At 67.4% G+C, this 13,153-nt stretch carries 13 protein-coding genes and 2 pseudogenes; 11 read left to right on the top strand and 4 right to left on the bottom strand.

Annotated features, from left to right (window positions below; genetic code table 11):
* Window positions 1–7 precede the first annotated feature (7 nt).
* Complete coding sequence (locus B8W67_RS03850) at window positions 8–328, bottom strand: 2Fe-2S iron-sulfur cluster-binding protein (protein ID WP_005086615.1); 321 nt, start codon at window positions 326–328, stop codon at window positions 8–10.
* 114 nt (window positions 329–442) lie between these two features.
* On the opposite strand from B8W67_RS03850, the gene B8W67_RS03845 reads away from it, so the two are divergent.
* The 11 genes and pseudogenes from B8W67_RS03845 to B8W67_RS03790 all read left to right on the top strand — a co-directional run bounded on the left by B8W67_RS03845 (window position 443) and on the right by B8W67_RS03790 (window position 9,582).
* Entirely contained in the window at window positions 443–1,447 is a 1,005-nt protein-coding gene (locus tag B8W67_RS03845; RefSeq protein WP_005086614.1) for a helix-turn-helix domain-containing protein, read from the top strand.
* Between the two features lie 282 nt (window positions 1,448–1,729).
* Window positions 1,730–2,897: pseudogene (locus tag B8W67_RS21615) on the top strand (thiolase family protein).
* Window positions 2,894–3,331: a Zn-ribbon domain-containing OB-fold protein gene (locus tag B8W67_RS03830; RefSeq protein ID WP_005061010.1), complete on the top strand. Its 438-nt coding sequence runs from the start codon at window positions 2,894–2,896 to the stop codon at window positions 3,329–3,331. The pseudogene B8W67_RS21615 and the gene B8W67_RS03830 overlap by 4 nt, the downstream one beginning before the upstream one ends.
* Window positions 3,328–4,371, top strand: coding sequence for an LLM class flavin-dependent oxidoreductase (locus B8W67_RS03825; protein ID WP_005086613.1), 1,044 nt, complete (start codon window positions 3,328–3,330; stop codon window positions 4,369–4,371). Before B8W67_RS03830 ends, B8W67_RS03825 begins: the two co-directional genes overlap by 4 nt.
* On the top strand, window positions 4,364–4,822 hold the full coding sequence (locus B8W67_RS03820; protein WP_005086612.1) for an FAS1-like dehydratase domain-containing protein: 459 nt from the start codon (window positions 4,364–4,366) through the stop codon (window positions 4,820–4,822). The genes B8W67_RS03825 and B8W67_RS03820 overlap by 8 nt, the downstream gene beginning before the upstream one ends.
* Window positions 4,819–5,244: a dihydroxy-acid dehydratase gene (locus B8W67_RS03815; protein WP_005086611.1), complete on the top strand. Its 426-nt coding sequence runs from the start codon at window positions 4,819–4,821 to the stop codon at window positions 5,242–5,244. Before B8W67_RS03820 ends, B8W67_RS03815 begins: the two co-directional genes overlap by 4 nt.
* A gap of 32 nt (window positions 5,245–5,276) precedes the next feature.
* On the top strand, window positions 5,277–5,768 hold the full coding sequence (locus B8W67_RS03810) for an FAS1-like dehydratase domain-containing protein (RefSeq protein WP_174254765.1): 492 nt from the start codon (window positions 5,277–5,279) through the stop codon (window positions 5,766–5,768).
* Window positions 5,765–6,235, top strand: coding sequence for a hotdog family protein (locus B8W67_RS03805; protein WP_005086609.1), 471 nt, complete (start codon window positions 5,765–5,767; stop codon window positions 6,233–6,235). Before B8W67_RS03810 ends, B8W67_RS03805 begins: the two co-directional genes overlap by 4 nt.
* 43 nt (window positions 6,236–6,278) lie before the next feature.
* Entirely contained in the window at window positions 6,279–7,046 is a 768-nt protein-coding gene (locus B8W67_RS03800; RefSeq protein WP_005086608.1) for an enoyl-CoA hydratase/isomerase family protein, read from the top strand.
* 1 nt (window position 7,047) lies between these two features.
* Window positions 7,048–7,860, top strand: a complete 813-nt coding sequence (locus tag B8W67_RS03795; RefSeq protein ID WP_005116473.1) for a TIGR03084 family metal-binding protein — start codon at window positions 7,048–7,050, stop codon at window positions 7,858–7,860.
* Window positions 7,857–9,582: pseudogene (locus B8W67_RS03790) on the top strand (acyclic terpene utilization AtuA family protein). The gene B8W67_RS03795 and the pseudogene B8W67_RS03790 overlap by 4 nt, the downstream one beginning before the upstream one ends.
* Here B8W67_RS03790 and B8W67_RS03785 read toward each other — a convergent pair.
* From B8W67_RS03785 to B8W67_RS03775, 3 genes are all read right to left on the bottom strand, one after another.
* Window positions 9,579–10,172, bottom strand: coding sequence for a TetR/AcrR family transcriptional regulator (locus B8W67_RS03785; RefSeq protein WP_005086604.1), 594 nt, complete (start codon window positions 10,170–10,172; stop codon window positions 9,579–9,581). The pseudogene B8W67_RS03790 and the gene B8W67_RS03785 sit on opposite strands and share 4 nt — an antisense overlap.
* 213 nt (window positions 10,173–10,385) lie before the next feature.
* Window positions 10,386–11,939 carry an acyl-CoA synthetase gene (locus B8W67_RS03780; protein ID WP_005086603.1) on the bottom strand — a complete coding sequence of 518 codons (1,554 nt, stop codon included), beginning with the start codon at window positions 11,937–11,939 and terminating at the stop codon, window positions 10,386–10,388.
* 26 nt (window positions 11,940–11,965) lie between these two features.
* Window positions 11,966–13,120 (bottom strand): acyl-CoA dehydrogenase family protein, encoded by a 1,155-nt coding sequence (locus B8W67_RS03775; protein WP_005086601.1) that lies wholly within the window; start codon window positions 13,118–13,120, stop codon window positions 11,966–11,968.
* Window positions 13,121–13,153: the final 33 nt, after the last annotated feature.

The raw sequence follows: 13,153 nt of genomic DNA, 5'->3' as shown, positions 1-13,153 counted from the left end.
CGTTGTTTCAGAGCTGGAACTCAGGTAGCTCGACCGTCAAGCCATCCCATGCCTCGGAGGCGGCCATCTGGCAGGACAGCCTCGACGTCCGCTGACGCTCGGGGTTCATCGCGAGCATCTCCTCTTCGTTGGCGCCGCAGAGTCCCACCGTGTCCGACCACTCGGGAGCGACGATCACGTGGCATGTTCCGCATGCGGCTTCCCCTCCGCAATCGCCGTCGATGCCGGGCACCGCGTTATTGACCGCAATCTGCATCAAGGACTGCCCTTCGGCCAAGGGGGCTTCGTACTTCTCGCCGTCATGAGAGACGAAGGTGACGACTGCCATGATTAACTCTCCTCAATCTGGAACTTCTCTTTTTAGTGTTGTCGCGCGTGACCAGCGTCGCTAGACTCGCAGGAGTCAAAGAGTTGTGTTTTTAGCTCACGCGCAGGGAGGCACGTGAAACTCGACGACTCGGGTATGCCAGCGCTGGCTTTCCTGCAGATGCTGGACAGTGAGGCGCTGGGGCATGACGCCAGCATTGCGCTGCGCAGCATCATGGTTCGCGAGCACGTCACCGAGTCGATGTTGGTGGGCCGCGACGCGCAGGTCCCCTTACGGTGGTTCAGGGAGATATATTCCGATTTCGATTGTGATCAGGGAACCCGTCTGGGTTTCGCGTTCGCTGAACACGCCAAACTGACGTCCTTTGGGGCACTCAGTGTTCCCTTGGTCAGCGCGGGCTCGGTAGCCGAGGTTGTCGAGTTGCTTGCTTATCTGCCGGTGATCACCACAGCCCTCAGCCCGTCGTTCCATTCGACGGAACGCGGCCTCACGATCGGGCTCACCGGTCGCACCGGTGACGCGGGCCTGAACTGCCTGGCCGTCACCTACGGTGGGCTGGCGCTGTTGCGTCTGCTCGACATGCTCGCGGGTGCCGTACCGAATATTGAACTGCATCTGAGTCATTCAGCGCCGGAGTCGTGGGTTCTTCATGACGAAGTGTTGGCGGGTCGGATCTTCTTCGACGCCCCCAGCTCGTTCGTCCACGTTCCCGCGGCTACGCTGGAGGAGGTCTGTCGATTCTCCGATCCTGTGGCGTACCGGATTGCCGTCACCGATTTGCAGCGAACTCTCGATCAACGACGTGACACGTCGGTCTCCGAAAAAGTAAGGGACCTGCTCGAGAAAGATCCCGGAAAAACGAACATCAGCCGGACGGCGGGCGAGCTCTCGATATCCCCGAGCACGTTGAAGCGGCGCCTGCGCGAAGAGGGGACCACCTTTCGAGAATTACGTCAGTCGTTCTTGCAGGAGCGAGCAATTCTGCGAATTCTCGACAGATCGGTGTCTGTAAGCGAGATCGCGGCAGAACTCGGGTACGCGGACCTCACGAACTTCACACATGCGTTCAAACGGTGGACCGGTCGGTCACCGCGCCACTTCAGAAAAACGCGCGACTGAGCGCGCAAAGTTCCGCCCGGGCGCGTGCCGGGCGTCCACCGGAACCAGCGGGCTTCGCGATCGGCCTCATCTGTCACCTGGACATCGTCGAGAAACGACACGATCGGCGCGGGTTTCGGTCATCGCAGCACCCTCTTGGGAAGAGGCGCAACGACATCCAGAGAATCCATACCGCGCTGGCGGCGGGTGCGGGCCGGGGGTGACGCGGACCCCCTAGTCACGCTATGCTAACCGTCGTTCACGTCGGGACCGGCGTTGAACGCGTGGTCGGAAGGAGTCCGGATGCCACACGACCAGCCGGCCATCATCGGTGCCGCCGAAGTCGCTCCAGGAAGAAACGTTCCGTACACCTCCACTGAATTGCATGTGCGCGCCGCGGTCGCGGCTCTCGCCGACGCAGGGGTGGTCCCAGACGAGGTCGACGGTCTCGTGTGCGCCGGGCCGATGACGAACGAGGGTTCGATCTTCCTGTCCGAGGACCTCATGGACTATCTCGGGCTGCACAACCTGAAACTTCAGATGACCTGTCAGCTTGGCGGCGGGACCCATCTGGCCATGACGCGCATGGCGAGTAACGTCATCGCCCGGGGCGAGGCCGAGACGGTGCTGGTCGTGTCGGCGGGCAAGTTTCCACCGATCCGCGATGGCGGGCGCGAACTGATGGCGCTGGTGTGTGACCACGCGTTCGAGATGCCCTACGGACCCTCCGTGCCGGCGCTGTACGGTTTGATCGCGCAGGCCTGGATGCACGAGACGGGACAGGGCAAGGCGGACATCGCCGAGGTCACCGCGTCGCAGGACCGGTGGGCCGCGCTGAATCCCGCGGCGATCGCGCACCGCTCACAACGCCTGACTGTGGAGGACGTGCTGGCGTCCCGCCCGATCGCCGGGCCGTTCCACTTCTACCACTGCTCGATTCCCTGCGAGGGCGGTGGCGCGCTCGTGCTGGGCTCGGCCCGCCGGGCTCGCGCGGGCAAACACCGGCCGGTACACCTGCTCGGGTTTGGAGAGGGTCACACCCACGGTTTTCTGACCTCGCTGGCCCGCCCGGGTCGTACCGGGGCCGCCCGTTCGGGTCCGATGGCCTTCGAGCGCTCCGGACGGGCGCCGGCCGACATCGACATCGCCTTGCTCTACGACGCCTTCGCCTCAAACCCGGCGATGATCCTGGAGGAGGCGGGCTTCGTGAAGCCCGGCGGGGCAGGCGATTTCTACCGTGACGGCCGCGCCGATCCGGGGGGCGACCTTCCGGTGAACACCGACGGCGGCCTGATCCGGTTCGGGCACACCGGGACCTCCTCTGGCATTTCGCAGATCCTCGAGGGTTATTGGCAGTTGTCCCGGTCGCGCCGAGGGCCGTCAGGTCTTCGGGGCGGACACCGCGTTCGTGCACAGCTACGGCTCGATGCTGTGCAGTCACGTCAGCATGGTGATGGAGGGAGCGTCATGACCGCAGCTTCGAGTTCCCTCGACGGTCTGCACGATCCTGAGGCGCTGCCGCCGCTGACCGATGTCAACCGTCCCTACTTCGCAGCAGCGGCCCGCGGCGTACTCGTCTTCCAGCGGTGCGCGAACGGCCACCCGTTCCTCTACCCGCGGCTGGTGTGTCCCGTCTGCCATGACGGTGAGTTGGCCTGGGAGACCGCGGCGGGTACTGGTGAGATCGTCAGTTTCGCGCCGGTGTACCGCCCCCCGTGGGACTCGTTCCCGCGCAGCGAGCCGTACGTCGTCGTGCTCGTTCGTCTGGACGAGGGGCCGCAGTTGTTGGCCAGTCTCGAGGGCGTGGCCCCCGATGAAGTTGCGATCGGCGCAAGAGTGCGCGCAGTGTTCGAGCGGGTGAACGAGGACCTTGGGCTGGTCCGATTCAGGCCGGCGGCGTCGTGAGCACGTACGGGGTCTCGGTGCTCGGCGCGGACTTGGCCACCCTTGTCGAGACCGCCGAGGCTACCGACCTCGCCGGCTTCGACGCCGCCTGGGCCTCGGAGTTCTACTCGCGCTCCGGCTCGATCTCGATGGCCGCGATGGCCGCGCGCACAAAGCGCTGCCGCATCGGGTCGTCGATCCTGTATGGCGTCGGGCGCAGCCCGCTCGTGCTCGCCACCGAGGCGCGTGACCTCGACGAGCTTTCAGGCGGGCGCGTCGTGCTCGGGCTCGGCAACGGCACACGCCGCATGATGAGCGACTGGCACGGCGTGGAGGACACCTCCGCTCCCGCTCTGCGCATGGAGGAGCTGGTCCCGCTCGTGCGTCGGATCTGGAACCTGCACGAGGGCCCCGTGCGCCATGAGGGTCGCTTCTATCGGATGAATCTCGTCCCGACCGGCGACGTCGCGCCGCCGCAGCGGGCCATCCCGATCATCACCGCGGGCGTGCGTCCGCGGATGTGCGAGGTGGCAGGGCGCGTCGCCGACGGGTTGGCCGGTCATCCGCTATTCACCACGACCTACGTCGAGGAGGTCGCCCGCCCAGCCGTCGTGCGCGGTGCGGAGCGGGCCGGACGCGATCCCGCCGACATTGAGATCGTCTCGATGGTCATCTGCGCGGTGCACGACGACCCACAGATCGCACGCCGTGAGGCCGCGCAGCAGATCGCGTTCTACTCCTCGGTGAAGACCTACGAACACGTTCTCGATGTGAGCGGCTTCGCCAGGCAGGGGGCGGCGATTCGCGACGCGTTCGCGCGGCGTGACCTGCCGGCCATGTTCGCAGCCGTCACCGACGACATGATCGACGCGATGGCGGTGGCCGGCACCGCCGCCGAGGTCCGAGAAGGGCTGCGCCGCTACGAGGGCGTGCTGGACCACATCGTTCTCTACTCACCCTCGATCGGCCTCGCGCCCGAGCGCATCGCCGAGAACCTAGGCAGCCTCATTCGCGATTGTGCACCGGCCTTCGCCGGCGGGAAAGGTGACCAGAGTGGCTGACGCATCGCTCATCGGGACGCAACTCGGGAGCACCACATTTCCCGTCGACCGGTCCAAAGTGCGCGAGTTCGCGCTGTCCCTCGACGACCACGACCCGATCTACCAGGACGCCGCAGCGGCCCGCGCCGCCGGCTTCGGCGCGATCCCCGCTCCGCCGACCTTCGTCGTCTCCTCGGCTCACTGGCGCGCCGACGACGACATGTTCGGCGCCCTCGGGCTCGACCTGCGACGCGTACTGCACGGTGAGTGCGGCTGGGAGTATTTCGCGCCGGTGGTCGTCGGCGACGAGCTCACCGAGACGCGTCGGGTGTCGAACGTGACCAGCCGCGAGGGCAAGCGCGGCGGCACCATGACAATCGTGACGATCGAGACCGACTTCACCAACCAGCGCGACGAACTCGTCGTGCGCCAGACCGACGTCTTGATCGAAACCGGAGGCTCCACCCAATGACGACATCCCCCGCGCCGGTGGCGTTGGCCGCCGGCGACGAGATGCCGAGCTCACAGTTCGGCCCGCTGACGCGCTCGCACATCGTCCGCTACGCCGGGTCCGGCGGCGACTTCAACCCGATCCACCATGACGAGGAGTTCGCCCGCGCGGCCGGCATGCCCGGTGTGTTCGGTATGGGACTGCTGCACGGCGGTGTGCTCGCCCAGCGGCTGACCGCCTGGGTGGGGCTGGCCAACATCCGCTCGTTCCGCATCCGGTTCACCGGTCAGGTATGGCCCGGTGACCTGCTCAGCTTCGGCGGCAGGGTCACCGGCGTGCGCGAGGCCGGAGGGCAGCAGGTGGCAGACCTCGAACTCGTGGTCACGCGCCAGTCCGGCGAACCCGCGATAAAGGGGAGCGCCGTCGTGCAGGTGGCCCGGTGAGCGCGCCAACGAGCGACGTCACCGGCCTCGGGATGACATTCGGGACCTTCGACGAAGGCCGGGCGTGGGTCGGTCATCGCTCCGAACCGCGGCGTGCGTGGTTCCCGATCGACCGCTCGATGGTGTTGTACTACTGCTCGCTCGTCGAGGACGCGAACCCCCGTTACTGGGAGGGTGAGGACTGCCCGCCCGGGCTGCTGATGAGCCTCGGCTTCGCGCCGCAGTGGGTGCCCGGGTACCTAGCGCGTGCCGACATGATGTTCGCGCTCAGCGTCCCGTTGCCGGGCCACCACATCATCAACGCCTCGACGACGACGGAGTTCGAACGCCGGCCCCGGGTAGGCGATCACGTGTCGATCGTGGAGGAGATCGCCTCGATCTCCGAGCCGAAGACGACGCGGGTGGGCACCGGCGTGTTCATCACCACGGTGAGTACGTTCTCCGACCAGCACGGTGAGGTCCTCGGCCGCAACACCAACGTGCTCTTCCGATACGACACCGCCGATAGTGAAGGCGCATCATGAACGGATCCACCGAGCACAGCATGGTCCGCTTCCCCGTGCGGTTCGAGGACATCGCCGTCGGCGACACCCTGACGCCCGTCTCGATCGAGATCAGCTACAAGCGCATCTGCATGAACGCGGCTTCGACATGGGACTGGTTCCCCGGTCACCACGACCCCGACTACGCGCGCAGCCAGGGCCAGCGCACAATCTACCTGTCAACCCTCTTCTTCCATGGCTTCATCGACCGCGGCCTCAACGAATGGGCCGGACCCGACGCGCTCATCCGGCGCCGCAGAATCTCAATGATCCGGTCGATCTACCCGGGCCAGACCGCGACCCTGAGCGGCAAGGTCGTGGCCAAACGCGACGATGGCGGACGGCGCCTCGTCGACCTCGAGTTGCTCGTCTCGAGCGAAGATGGTCCGTGCGTGCCGAGTGAAGCCACCGTTGAGCTGGCCGACCCGTTTGTCGAGGTGCCGGGGTGAACTGCCACTCACATGCGAGACGACGGTGAGGGACGGAGGCTCGGTGGCCGAGCAACCGATTCGCTACGAGGTCGTCGACAGCGTGGCCTGGCTGACGATCAACCGGCCCGAGGCGCGCAACGCGCTGAACAACGCTGTGCGCACGGGGCTTATCGACGCGGTACTCCGCTTCAATGACGACGACGCGGCGAAGGTGCTCGTCCTCACCGGCGTGGGCGATAAGGCGTTCTGCGCCGGCGGGGACTTGAAGGAGATGGCGCAGAACGCGCTCAAGGTGCCCCCGAAGGACTTCGCTCCGCAGTTCGGCCGCAACATCGATGTCGCGAAGCCGACGATCGCGGCCGTCAACGGTGTCGCGTTCGCCGGGGGCTTCCTGCTCGCGCAGCAGTGCGACCTGGTCGTGGCCGCCGAACACGCGACCTTCGCCGTCAGCGAGGTCAAGGTCGGCCGCGGTTCGCCGTGGGCGACACCCCTGTCGTGGCTGGTGCCCCCGCGCGTTGCCATGCAAATCCTGCTGACCGGCGACCCGATCACCGCCGCGCGCGCCCACCAGGTCGGCTTGGTCAATGAGGTGGTGCCGGCCGATCAGTTACGCGAGCGTACCCAGCAGTTGGCGCTCAGCATCGCCGCGAACGCACCGCTGTCCGTGCTCGCGTCCAAGCGCACCGTGTACCTCTCGGCGCAGCACCACCTCGCCGCCGCGTACGACCTGGCCGACGAGATATGGGAGCCGGTCTATCTGAGCGACGACGCGCAGGAAGGCCCGGCGGCGTTCCGCGAGAAGCGCGCGCCGCAGTGGAAGGGACACTGACATGGCGGTGAGCATGCAGTCGGTTATCACCGACATCGAAGCGGAGACGGCAGCCCTACGCGGATTGGTCGCGCCGCTGACCGAAGGTCCGCGCGGCTGGGACGCGCCGACTCCGGCCGTGGGCTGGACGATCCGCGACCAGATCAGCCATCTGGCGTTCTTCGACGACGTCGCGGTGCGCTCGGCCACCGACCCCGACGGGTTCAGCAGCGACTACCTGCCGATGATGGCCGACGGAGCCATCTCACCCGACGTCATCGCCGAGCGCTACCGTCAAATGCCGGCTGCCGACCTGCTCGCGTGGTTCGACACGTCGCGTGCCGCCCTCGTTGCGGCGTTCGCGGACATTGACCCGGCGACCCGCCTGCCGTGGTTCGGGCCGCCGATGAGCGCGGTCTCGTCGCTGACAGCGCGACTCATGGAGACCTGGGCGCACGGCCAGGACGTCGTCGACGCGCTCGGCGCGACCCGCGAGGCCACGGCACGGCTGCGTCACGTGGCCCACATCGGGGTGGGTGCACGCGCGTTCAGCTACCTGGCCAACGGTCTGGACCTGCCCGCGGACCCGGTACGCGTTGAGCTGACCGCTCCGGACGGCAGCGTCTGGACGTGGGGGCCAGCCGACGCGGCCAACCGCGTGAGCGGGCCGGCGCTCGACTTTTGCCTGTTGGTCACCCAACGCCGCCACCGCGACGACACCGCTTTGGTCGCCGACGGCCCGCTGGCCGACCAGTGGCTCGCGATCGCCCAGGCCTTCGCGGGGCCCCCTGGCGGCGGGCGCGTGGCGGGCCAGTTTGCAGGGCGTCAGCGGTGAGCGTCCCGGTCCGCATCGGCAACTGCTCCGGCTTTTACGGCGACCGCATCGCCGCAGCCCGCGAGATGGTCGAGGGCGGACCGATCGACGTCCTGTGCGGTGACTATCTGGCCGAGCTGACCATGCTCATCCTGGCCAAGGCCCAGGCCAAAGACCCGTCCGGCGGGTACGCGCGGACTTTCCTCACCCAAATGGAACAGGTGCTGGGCACCTGTCTCGATCATGGCATCAAGGTCGTCGCGAACGCGGGCGGGCTGAATCCCGCCGGCTTGGCCGCCGCGTTGCGCGAGCTGTCCGCCCGTCTCGGCCTCACCGCGCGCGTCGCTCACGTCGAGGGCGACGACCTACGTGGCGACCTCCACGCAATCACGCCGCCCGTCGGCGACATCAAACCGGTATCGGCCAACGCGTACCTCGGCGCCTGGGGCATCACCGAGGCGCTGCGTTCGGGCGCCGACGTCGTCGTGACCGGCCGGGTCACCGACGCATCCCTGGTCGTCGGTCCAGCCGCCTGGTGGCACGCCTGGGCACCCGCCGACTGGGATCGGCTCGCGGGCGCGGTCGTCGCCGGGCACGTGATCGAGTGCGGCCCTCAGGCGACGGGCGGCAACTACGCGTTCCTGGACGAGATCACGGACCGCCGCTACCCGGGGTTTCCGATCGCCGAGGTCGCCGAGGACGGCTCTTCGGTGATCACGAAGCATCCCGGCACCGGGGGACTGGTCTCAGTCGGCACGGTCACCGCCCAGCTGCTCTACGAGACCGCTGAACCTGCCTACCTCGGCCCCGACGTCGTCGCCCACTTCGACACCATCCGGCTGGCTCAACAGGGTGAGCACCGCGTCGCGATCAGCGGTACGAAAGGCAGTCCGCCGCCGGACACGTTGAAGGTGGCGTTGAATGAGGTGGGCGGCTTCCGTAACACAATGACCATGGTGCTCACCGGCCTCGACATCGGGGCCAAGGCGGCTTTCGCCGAACAGCAGCTCTTCGACGTTCTCGGCGGACGCGACGCCTTCGACGAAGTCGACGTGAGGCTGTTGCGTTTCGACGTCTCCGACGCACCGACGAACGAGCAAGCCTGCGCGCACCTGCGTGTGACGGTGAAGGACGCCGACCCGCGCAAGGTGGGCCGAGCCTTCTCCGGGGGGGGTCATGGAGATCGCCCTGGCTGGTTTCGCCGGCTTCCACACCACCACGCCACCGTCCTCGGAGACCGCCTTCGGCGTCTACCGGCCGGCCTACGTAGCGCGGTCGGCCCTCACGCACGTACTCGTCGACGCCGACGGCACACGGCACGAGATCCCCGACCCGCCGACCGGTGCCGTCCCGCCGGCTAGGATCGCCGCGCTCGCGAAGCTGCCAGTGCCGTCCGGGCCGACACGTCGCGCGCCGCTCGGGTCGGTACTCGGCGCGCGGTCCGGAGACAAGGGCGGCAACGCTAACCTCGGCCTGTGGGCACGGGATGACCCTGGGTACGCGTGGGCGCGTGACTACCTCAGCGTCGAGCGGCTGCGCACTCTGCTCGGGCCGGAGACGGCGCACCTGCCCATGGAGCGCTTCGAACTGCCGAACCTGCGCGCCCTCAACGTGGTGGTGCACGGCTTGCTCGGTGACGGGGTGGCCTCCTCGACCCGGCTGGACGCACAGGCCAAGGGGCTCGGGGAATACGTGCGGTCCCGCATGGTGGACATTCCCCAGTCGCTGCTCGACACACACTAAATCCGGTGCGGGGCGCCGTCTACCTGCTGTGTAACCGCGCGGCTGAACAGCGCCGCAACGGCCGCGGCGGCCAGCATCGCCTCAATCGTCGCGTCGTCCAGCGACGCCGGCATGTACGCGGACGCGTTGAGCAATGACAGCACGGCGGCGACCAGGCCCTGTGCGCGCTCACGGTCCAGATCGCCCCGTGCTCGTACGAGTGCCTCGACCCAAAAGGACTCGTAGCTGTGCTGTCGGCGTCGCAGGGCACGGGTCGCCAGCGGCGACAGCGAGCGGTGCTCGCGGGCGTAGACGGCCAACAGGCCGCGTCGTCGCGCGCCGAAGGCCGCGTGCAGGTCGACAAGGGCGTGCAGGACCTCCGTCGGTGTGCCGGCCGTGGTGGCGCGCCGGGCGCCGGCCAGCAGCTCAGTCATGGCGGCGTCGCATAACTCGCGAAGGATCGCGTCCTTGTTCTGAAAGTGCCGGTAGACGGCCGGCCCGCTCACCCCTGCTGCGGCACCGATGTCGTCGATGCCCACGGCGTGAAAGCCTTGCCGCGCGAACAGGTCGGCGGCGGCCTCGAGGAGCAGTTTGCGGCGCAAACCGGCCACTTTCAGGCCTCCTGTCGATTTGTGGTTACGTTGTTCGCCGTCCGATCCGCTGGGCTGGGATCCTACCGACGCTGGGGTTGCCTGCGTCGGCACCCGCCGCACCGAATCGAGGGAGGTGAACGAAACCGCTAGCCCCCGCCGATGCTGTCGATCCTTTTCTCAGTTCATGATTTAGGGGCCCTGCTCCGAACCCGCGATGTGCAGCGGCACGACTCAGCGCAAAACGACTCCGCCCTCGATGCCCGTGAACTGCGCGCGCAGCTCGGTCTTGAGCAGCTTGCCGGTGGCGTTGCGCGGCAGTTCGGCGACGAAGTGCACGTCACGCGGACACTTGAAGTGTGCCAGCCGCTCCCGGCACCACGCCACGATCTCCTCGGCGCTCGGCGCCTGCGTCGCCGGGTCGGCAACCACGACCGCGACGACGCGTTCGCCCCACTTCGCGTCCTTACCGCCGATCACGGCGGCGTCGAACACCGCCGGGTGGCGGAAGAGGACCTGCTCGACCTCGATCGGGTAGACGTTCTCGCCGCCGGAGATGATCATGTCCTTCTTGCGGTCGACGAGGGTGATGAAGCCCTCCGCGTCCATGCGCCCGAGATCGCCCGTGTGGAACCAGCCCCCGCGCAACGCCTCGGCGCTCGAATCGGCCTTCATCCAGTAGCCGGTGAACACATTCGGACCGCGCACGATCAGTTCGCCCACGGTGTCGGTCGCGACGTCGCGGTCGTCGTCGTCGACGATGCGGGCGTCGACATGCATCGCGACGCGGCCGATCGACCCGGCCCGCGTGCTGATGTTCTCGGCGTCGAGGACGGTCACCAGGGGAGCGGTCTCGGTCATGCCGAAGCCCTCGGTGAAGGGCACGCCTCGCTCGCGCATGAAGTCGATGACCGTGAGGGGGACGGGCGACCCGCCGCCCATGGCGAAACGCAGCGCAGACAGGTTGAAGGAGTCGAAGTCGGACACCTGTGTGAGAGCGGTCCACATGGCCGGCACCATGAACTGAACCGTGACGTGGTGGTCGGCCATCGCCTGCAGCGTAGCTCGCGGCTCGAAGGACGGCATGATGACGCTGGTGCCGCCGACGTAGAGCAGCGGCAGGGTGTGTACTCCCAGCCCGCCGATGTGGAACAACGGCGCCACCGCGACGGTGACGTCCTCGCCCCGCAGGCCGATGTCGGTGCCGAGGACGTTGATCGCGTTCCATAGCAGGTTGTCGTGGGTGAGGATCGCGCCCTTGGGTCGGCCCGTCGTCCCCGACGTGTACATGATGAACGCGGGGTCGCTGCCGTCGACGTCACCGTTGAGCGGTTCGGGCGCGGCGCCCGAGACGACGTCTTCGTAGCCGAGCTCGCCCGGCGCCGGCGCCCCACCGGCGCGTACGACATGGCGCACGCGGACTCCGGACTCGGTGACGGCGCTCTTGGCCTGCGCGGCGAACGGCTCGTGGAAGACCAGAACATCGGCGCCTGAGTCGGCCAGGATGTAGCCGATCTCGGGTCCGGCAAGGCGCACGTTGAGCGGAACTGCAAGTGCGCCGATTTTGGCGCAGCCCAGCAGCACCTGGATGAACTCGGTCGAATTGACCAGCAGCATCGCGACCCGATCGCCCTTGCGCACGCCGAGGGCGATGAGTGCGGCGGCGACCTGGTTGGTGCGCCGATCGAGGTCGGCGTAGGTGATGTGCGCGCCGTTGCTGATCAACGCGGTGCGCCCGCCGTTGAGGAAGGCGCGCCGGGTCACCCACTGACCGATGCCGAGTTGCATGCGATTCCCTTTCCGTCCGCGGCGACTCAGTAGGACGCGGGCAGTTTCAGGCTGTGCTGCGCCACGAAGTTGAGGATCATTTCGCGGCTGATCGGCGCGGTGCGCATGAGCCGGGCCGGACCCCACAACGTGGCGAGGCCGTACTCGGTGGCCATGCCGTTGCCGCCGTGGGTCTGAATCGCCTGGTCGAGCGCCAGGATGCCCGCCTCGGCTGCGGCATATTTCGCCATGTTCGACGCCTCACCCGACCCCGGATCGCCGGCGTCGTGCAGGGCGGCGGCACGCTGGGTCATCAACCGGGCCAGCTCGACCTGGATCTTGGCGTGGGCGAGGGGGTGCGATACGCCCTGGTGCGAGCCGATCGGCGCTCCCCACACGTGGCGGTTGCGGGCGTAATCGGCGGCTTTATCCAGCGCGTAACGGCCGATGCCGTTGCCGAGCGCTGCCCCCATGATTCGCTCCGGGTTCAGGCCCATGAAGACCTGGCGCAGGCCCTCGTTCTCCGTGCCGATAAGGTTGGCGGCCGGCACGCGGACGTCATCGAAGAATAGAGTGAACTGCTTCTCTGGAGTGACCGCCTGGACCGGGATGAGTGACTTGGTGAGCCCGGGGACATCGGTGGGCACGACGAGCAGGCTGAGTAGTCCGCGACCACTGTCGTTGGTAGACGTTCGGGTGACGACCAGGATCGCTTCGGCTTCGTCGACACCGGAGATGTAGTACTTGGTGCCGTTGATGACCCAGTCGTCGCCGTCGCGTTTCGCGGTCGTGGAGATGTTGTGCGAGTTCGAGCCCGCGTCCGGCTCGGTGATTGCGAATGCCATGATCGTCTCGCCGCTGGCGATGCCCGGCAGCCACTGCTGCTTGAGTTCCTCACTGCCGAATGCCTGGATGATCGTGCCGCAGATGGTTGGCGAGACGACGGTCATCAGCAGCGGGCAGCCCGCCGCGGCGAGCTCCTCACCGACGATCTGCATGTCGTAGATGCCGCCGCCGCCGCCGCCGTACTGCTCGGAAAGGTTCACCCCGAGGAAGCCCTGTTTGCCCACGGCCTGCCACAGCTCGGTGCTCTTCGCGCCGGCCAGCGATTTTTCCAGGTAGTACTCGTGTCCGAAGTCCTTGGCGATCTCGGCGACCGCCTTGCGCAGGTCCTGACGTTCCTCTGTCTCGTGCAATTCCATGACACTCCTCACATCGGTATCGACGCGCCACCG

Source organism: Mycolicibacillus koreensis (genome assembly GCF_002104795.1).
GTDB classification, from domain to species: domain Bacteria; phylum Actinomycetota; class Actinomycetes; order Mycobacteriales; family Mycobacteriaceae; genus Mycobacterium; species Mycobacterium koreense.
The sequence above is the reverse complement of the archived record's forward strand: the minus strand, read 5'-3'. Positions and strand labels throughout refer to the sequence as shown.

Bases quoted from the DNA above. Each gene is read 5' to 3' on its own strand.
- B8W67_RS03850 (WP_005086615.1), bottom strand. From the start codon at position 328: ATGGCAGTCGTCACCTTCGTCTCTCATGACGGCGAGAAGTACGAAGCC.
- B8W67_RS03830 (WP_005061010.1), top strand. From the start codon at position 2,894: ATGACCGCAGCTTCGAGTTCCCTCGACGGTCTGCACGATCCTGAGGCG.
- B8W67_RS03815 (WP_005086611.1), top strand. From the start codon at position 4,819: ATGACGACATCCCCCGCGCCGGTGGCGTTGGCCGCCGGCGACGAGATG.
- B8W67_RS03810 (WP_174254765.1), top strand. From the start codon at position 5,277: ATGACATTCGGGACCTTCGACGAAGGCCGGGCGTGGGTCGGTCATCGC.
- B8W67_RS03805 (WP_005086609.1), top strand. From the start codon at position 5,765: ATGAACGGATCCACCGAGCACAGCATGGTCCGCTTCCCCGTGCGGTTC.
- B8W67_RS03795 (WP_005116473.1), top strand. From the start codon at position 7,048: ATGGCGGTGAGCATGCAGTCGGTTATCACCGACATCGAAGCGGAGACG.
- B8W67_RS03780 (WP_005086603.1), bottom strand. From the start codon at position 11,939: ATGCAACTCGGCATCGGTCAGTGGGTGACCCGGCGCGCCTTCCTCAAC.
- B8W67_RS03775 (WP_005086601.1), bottom strand. From the start codon at position 13,120: ATGGAATTGCACGAGACAGAGGAACGTCAGGACCTGCGCAAGGCGGTC.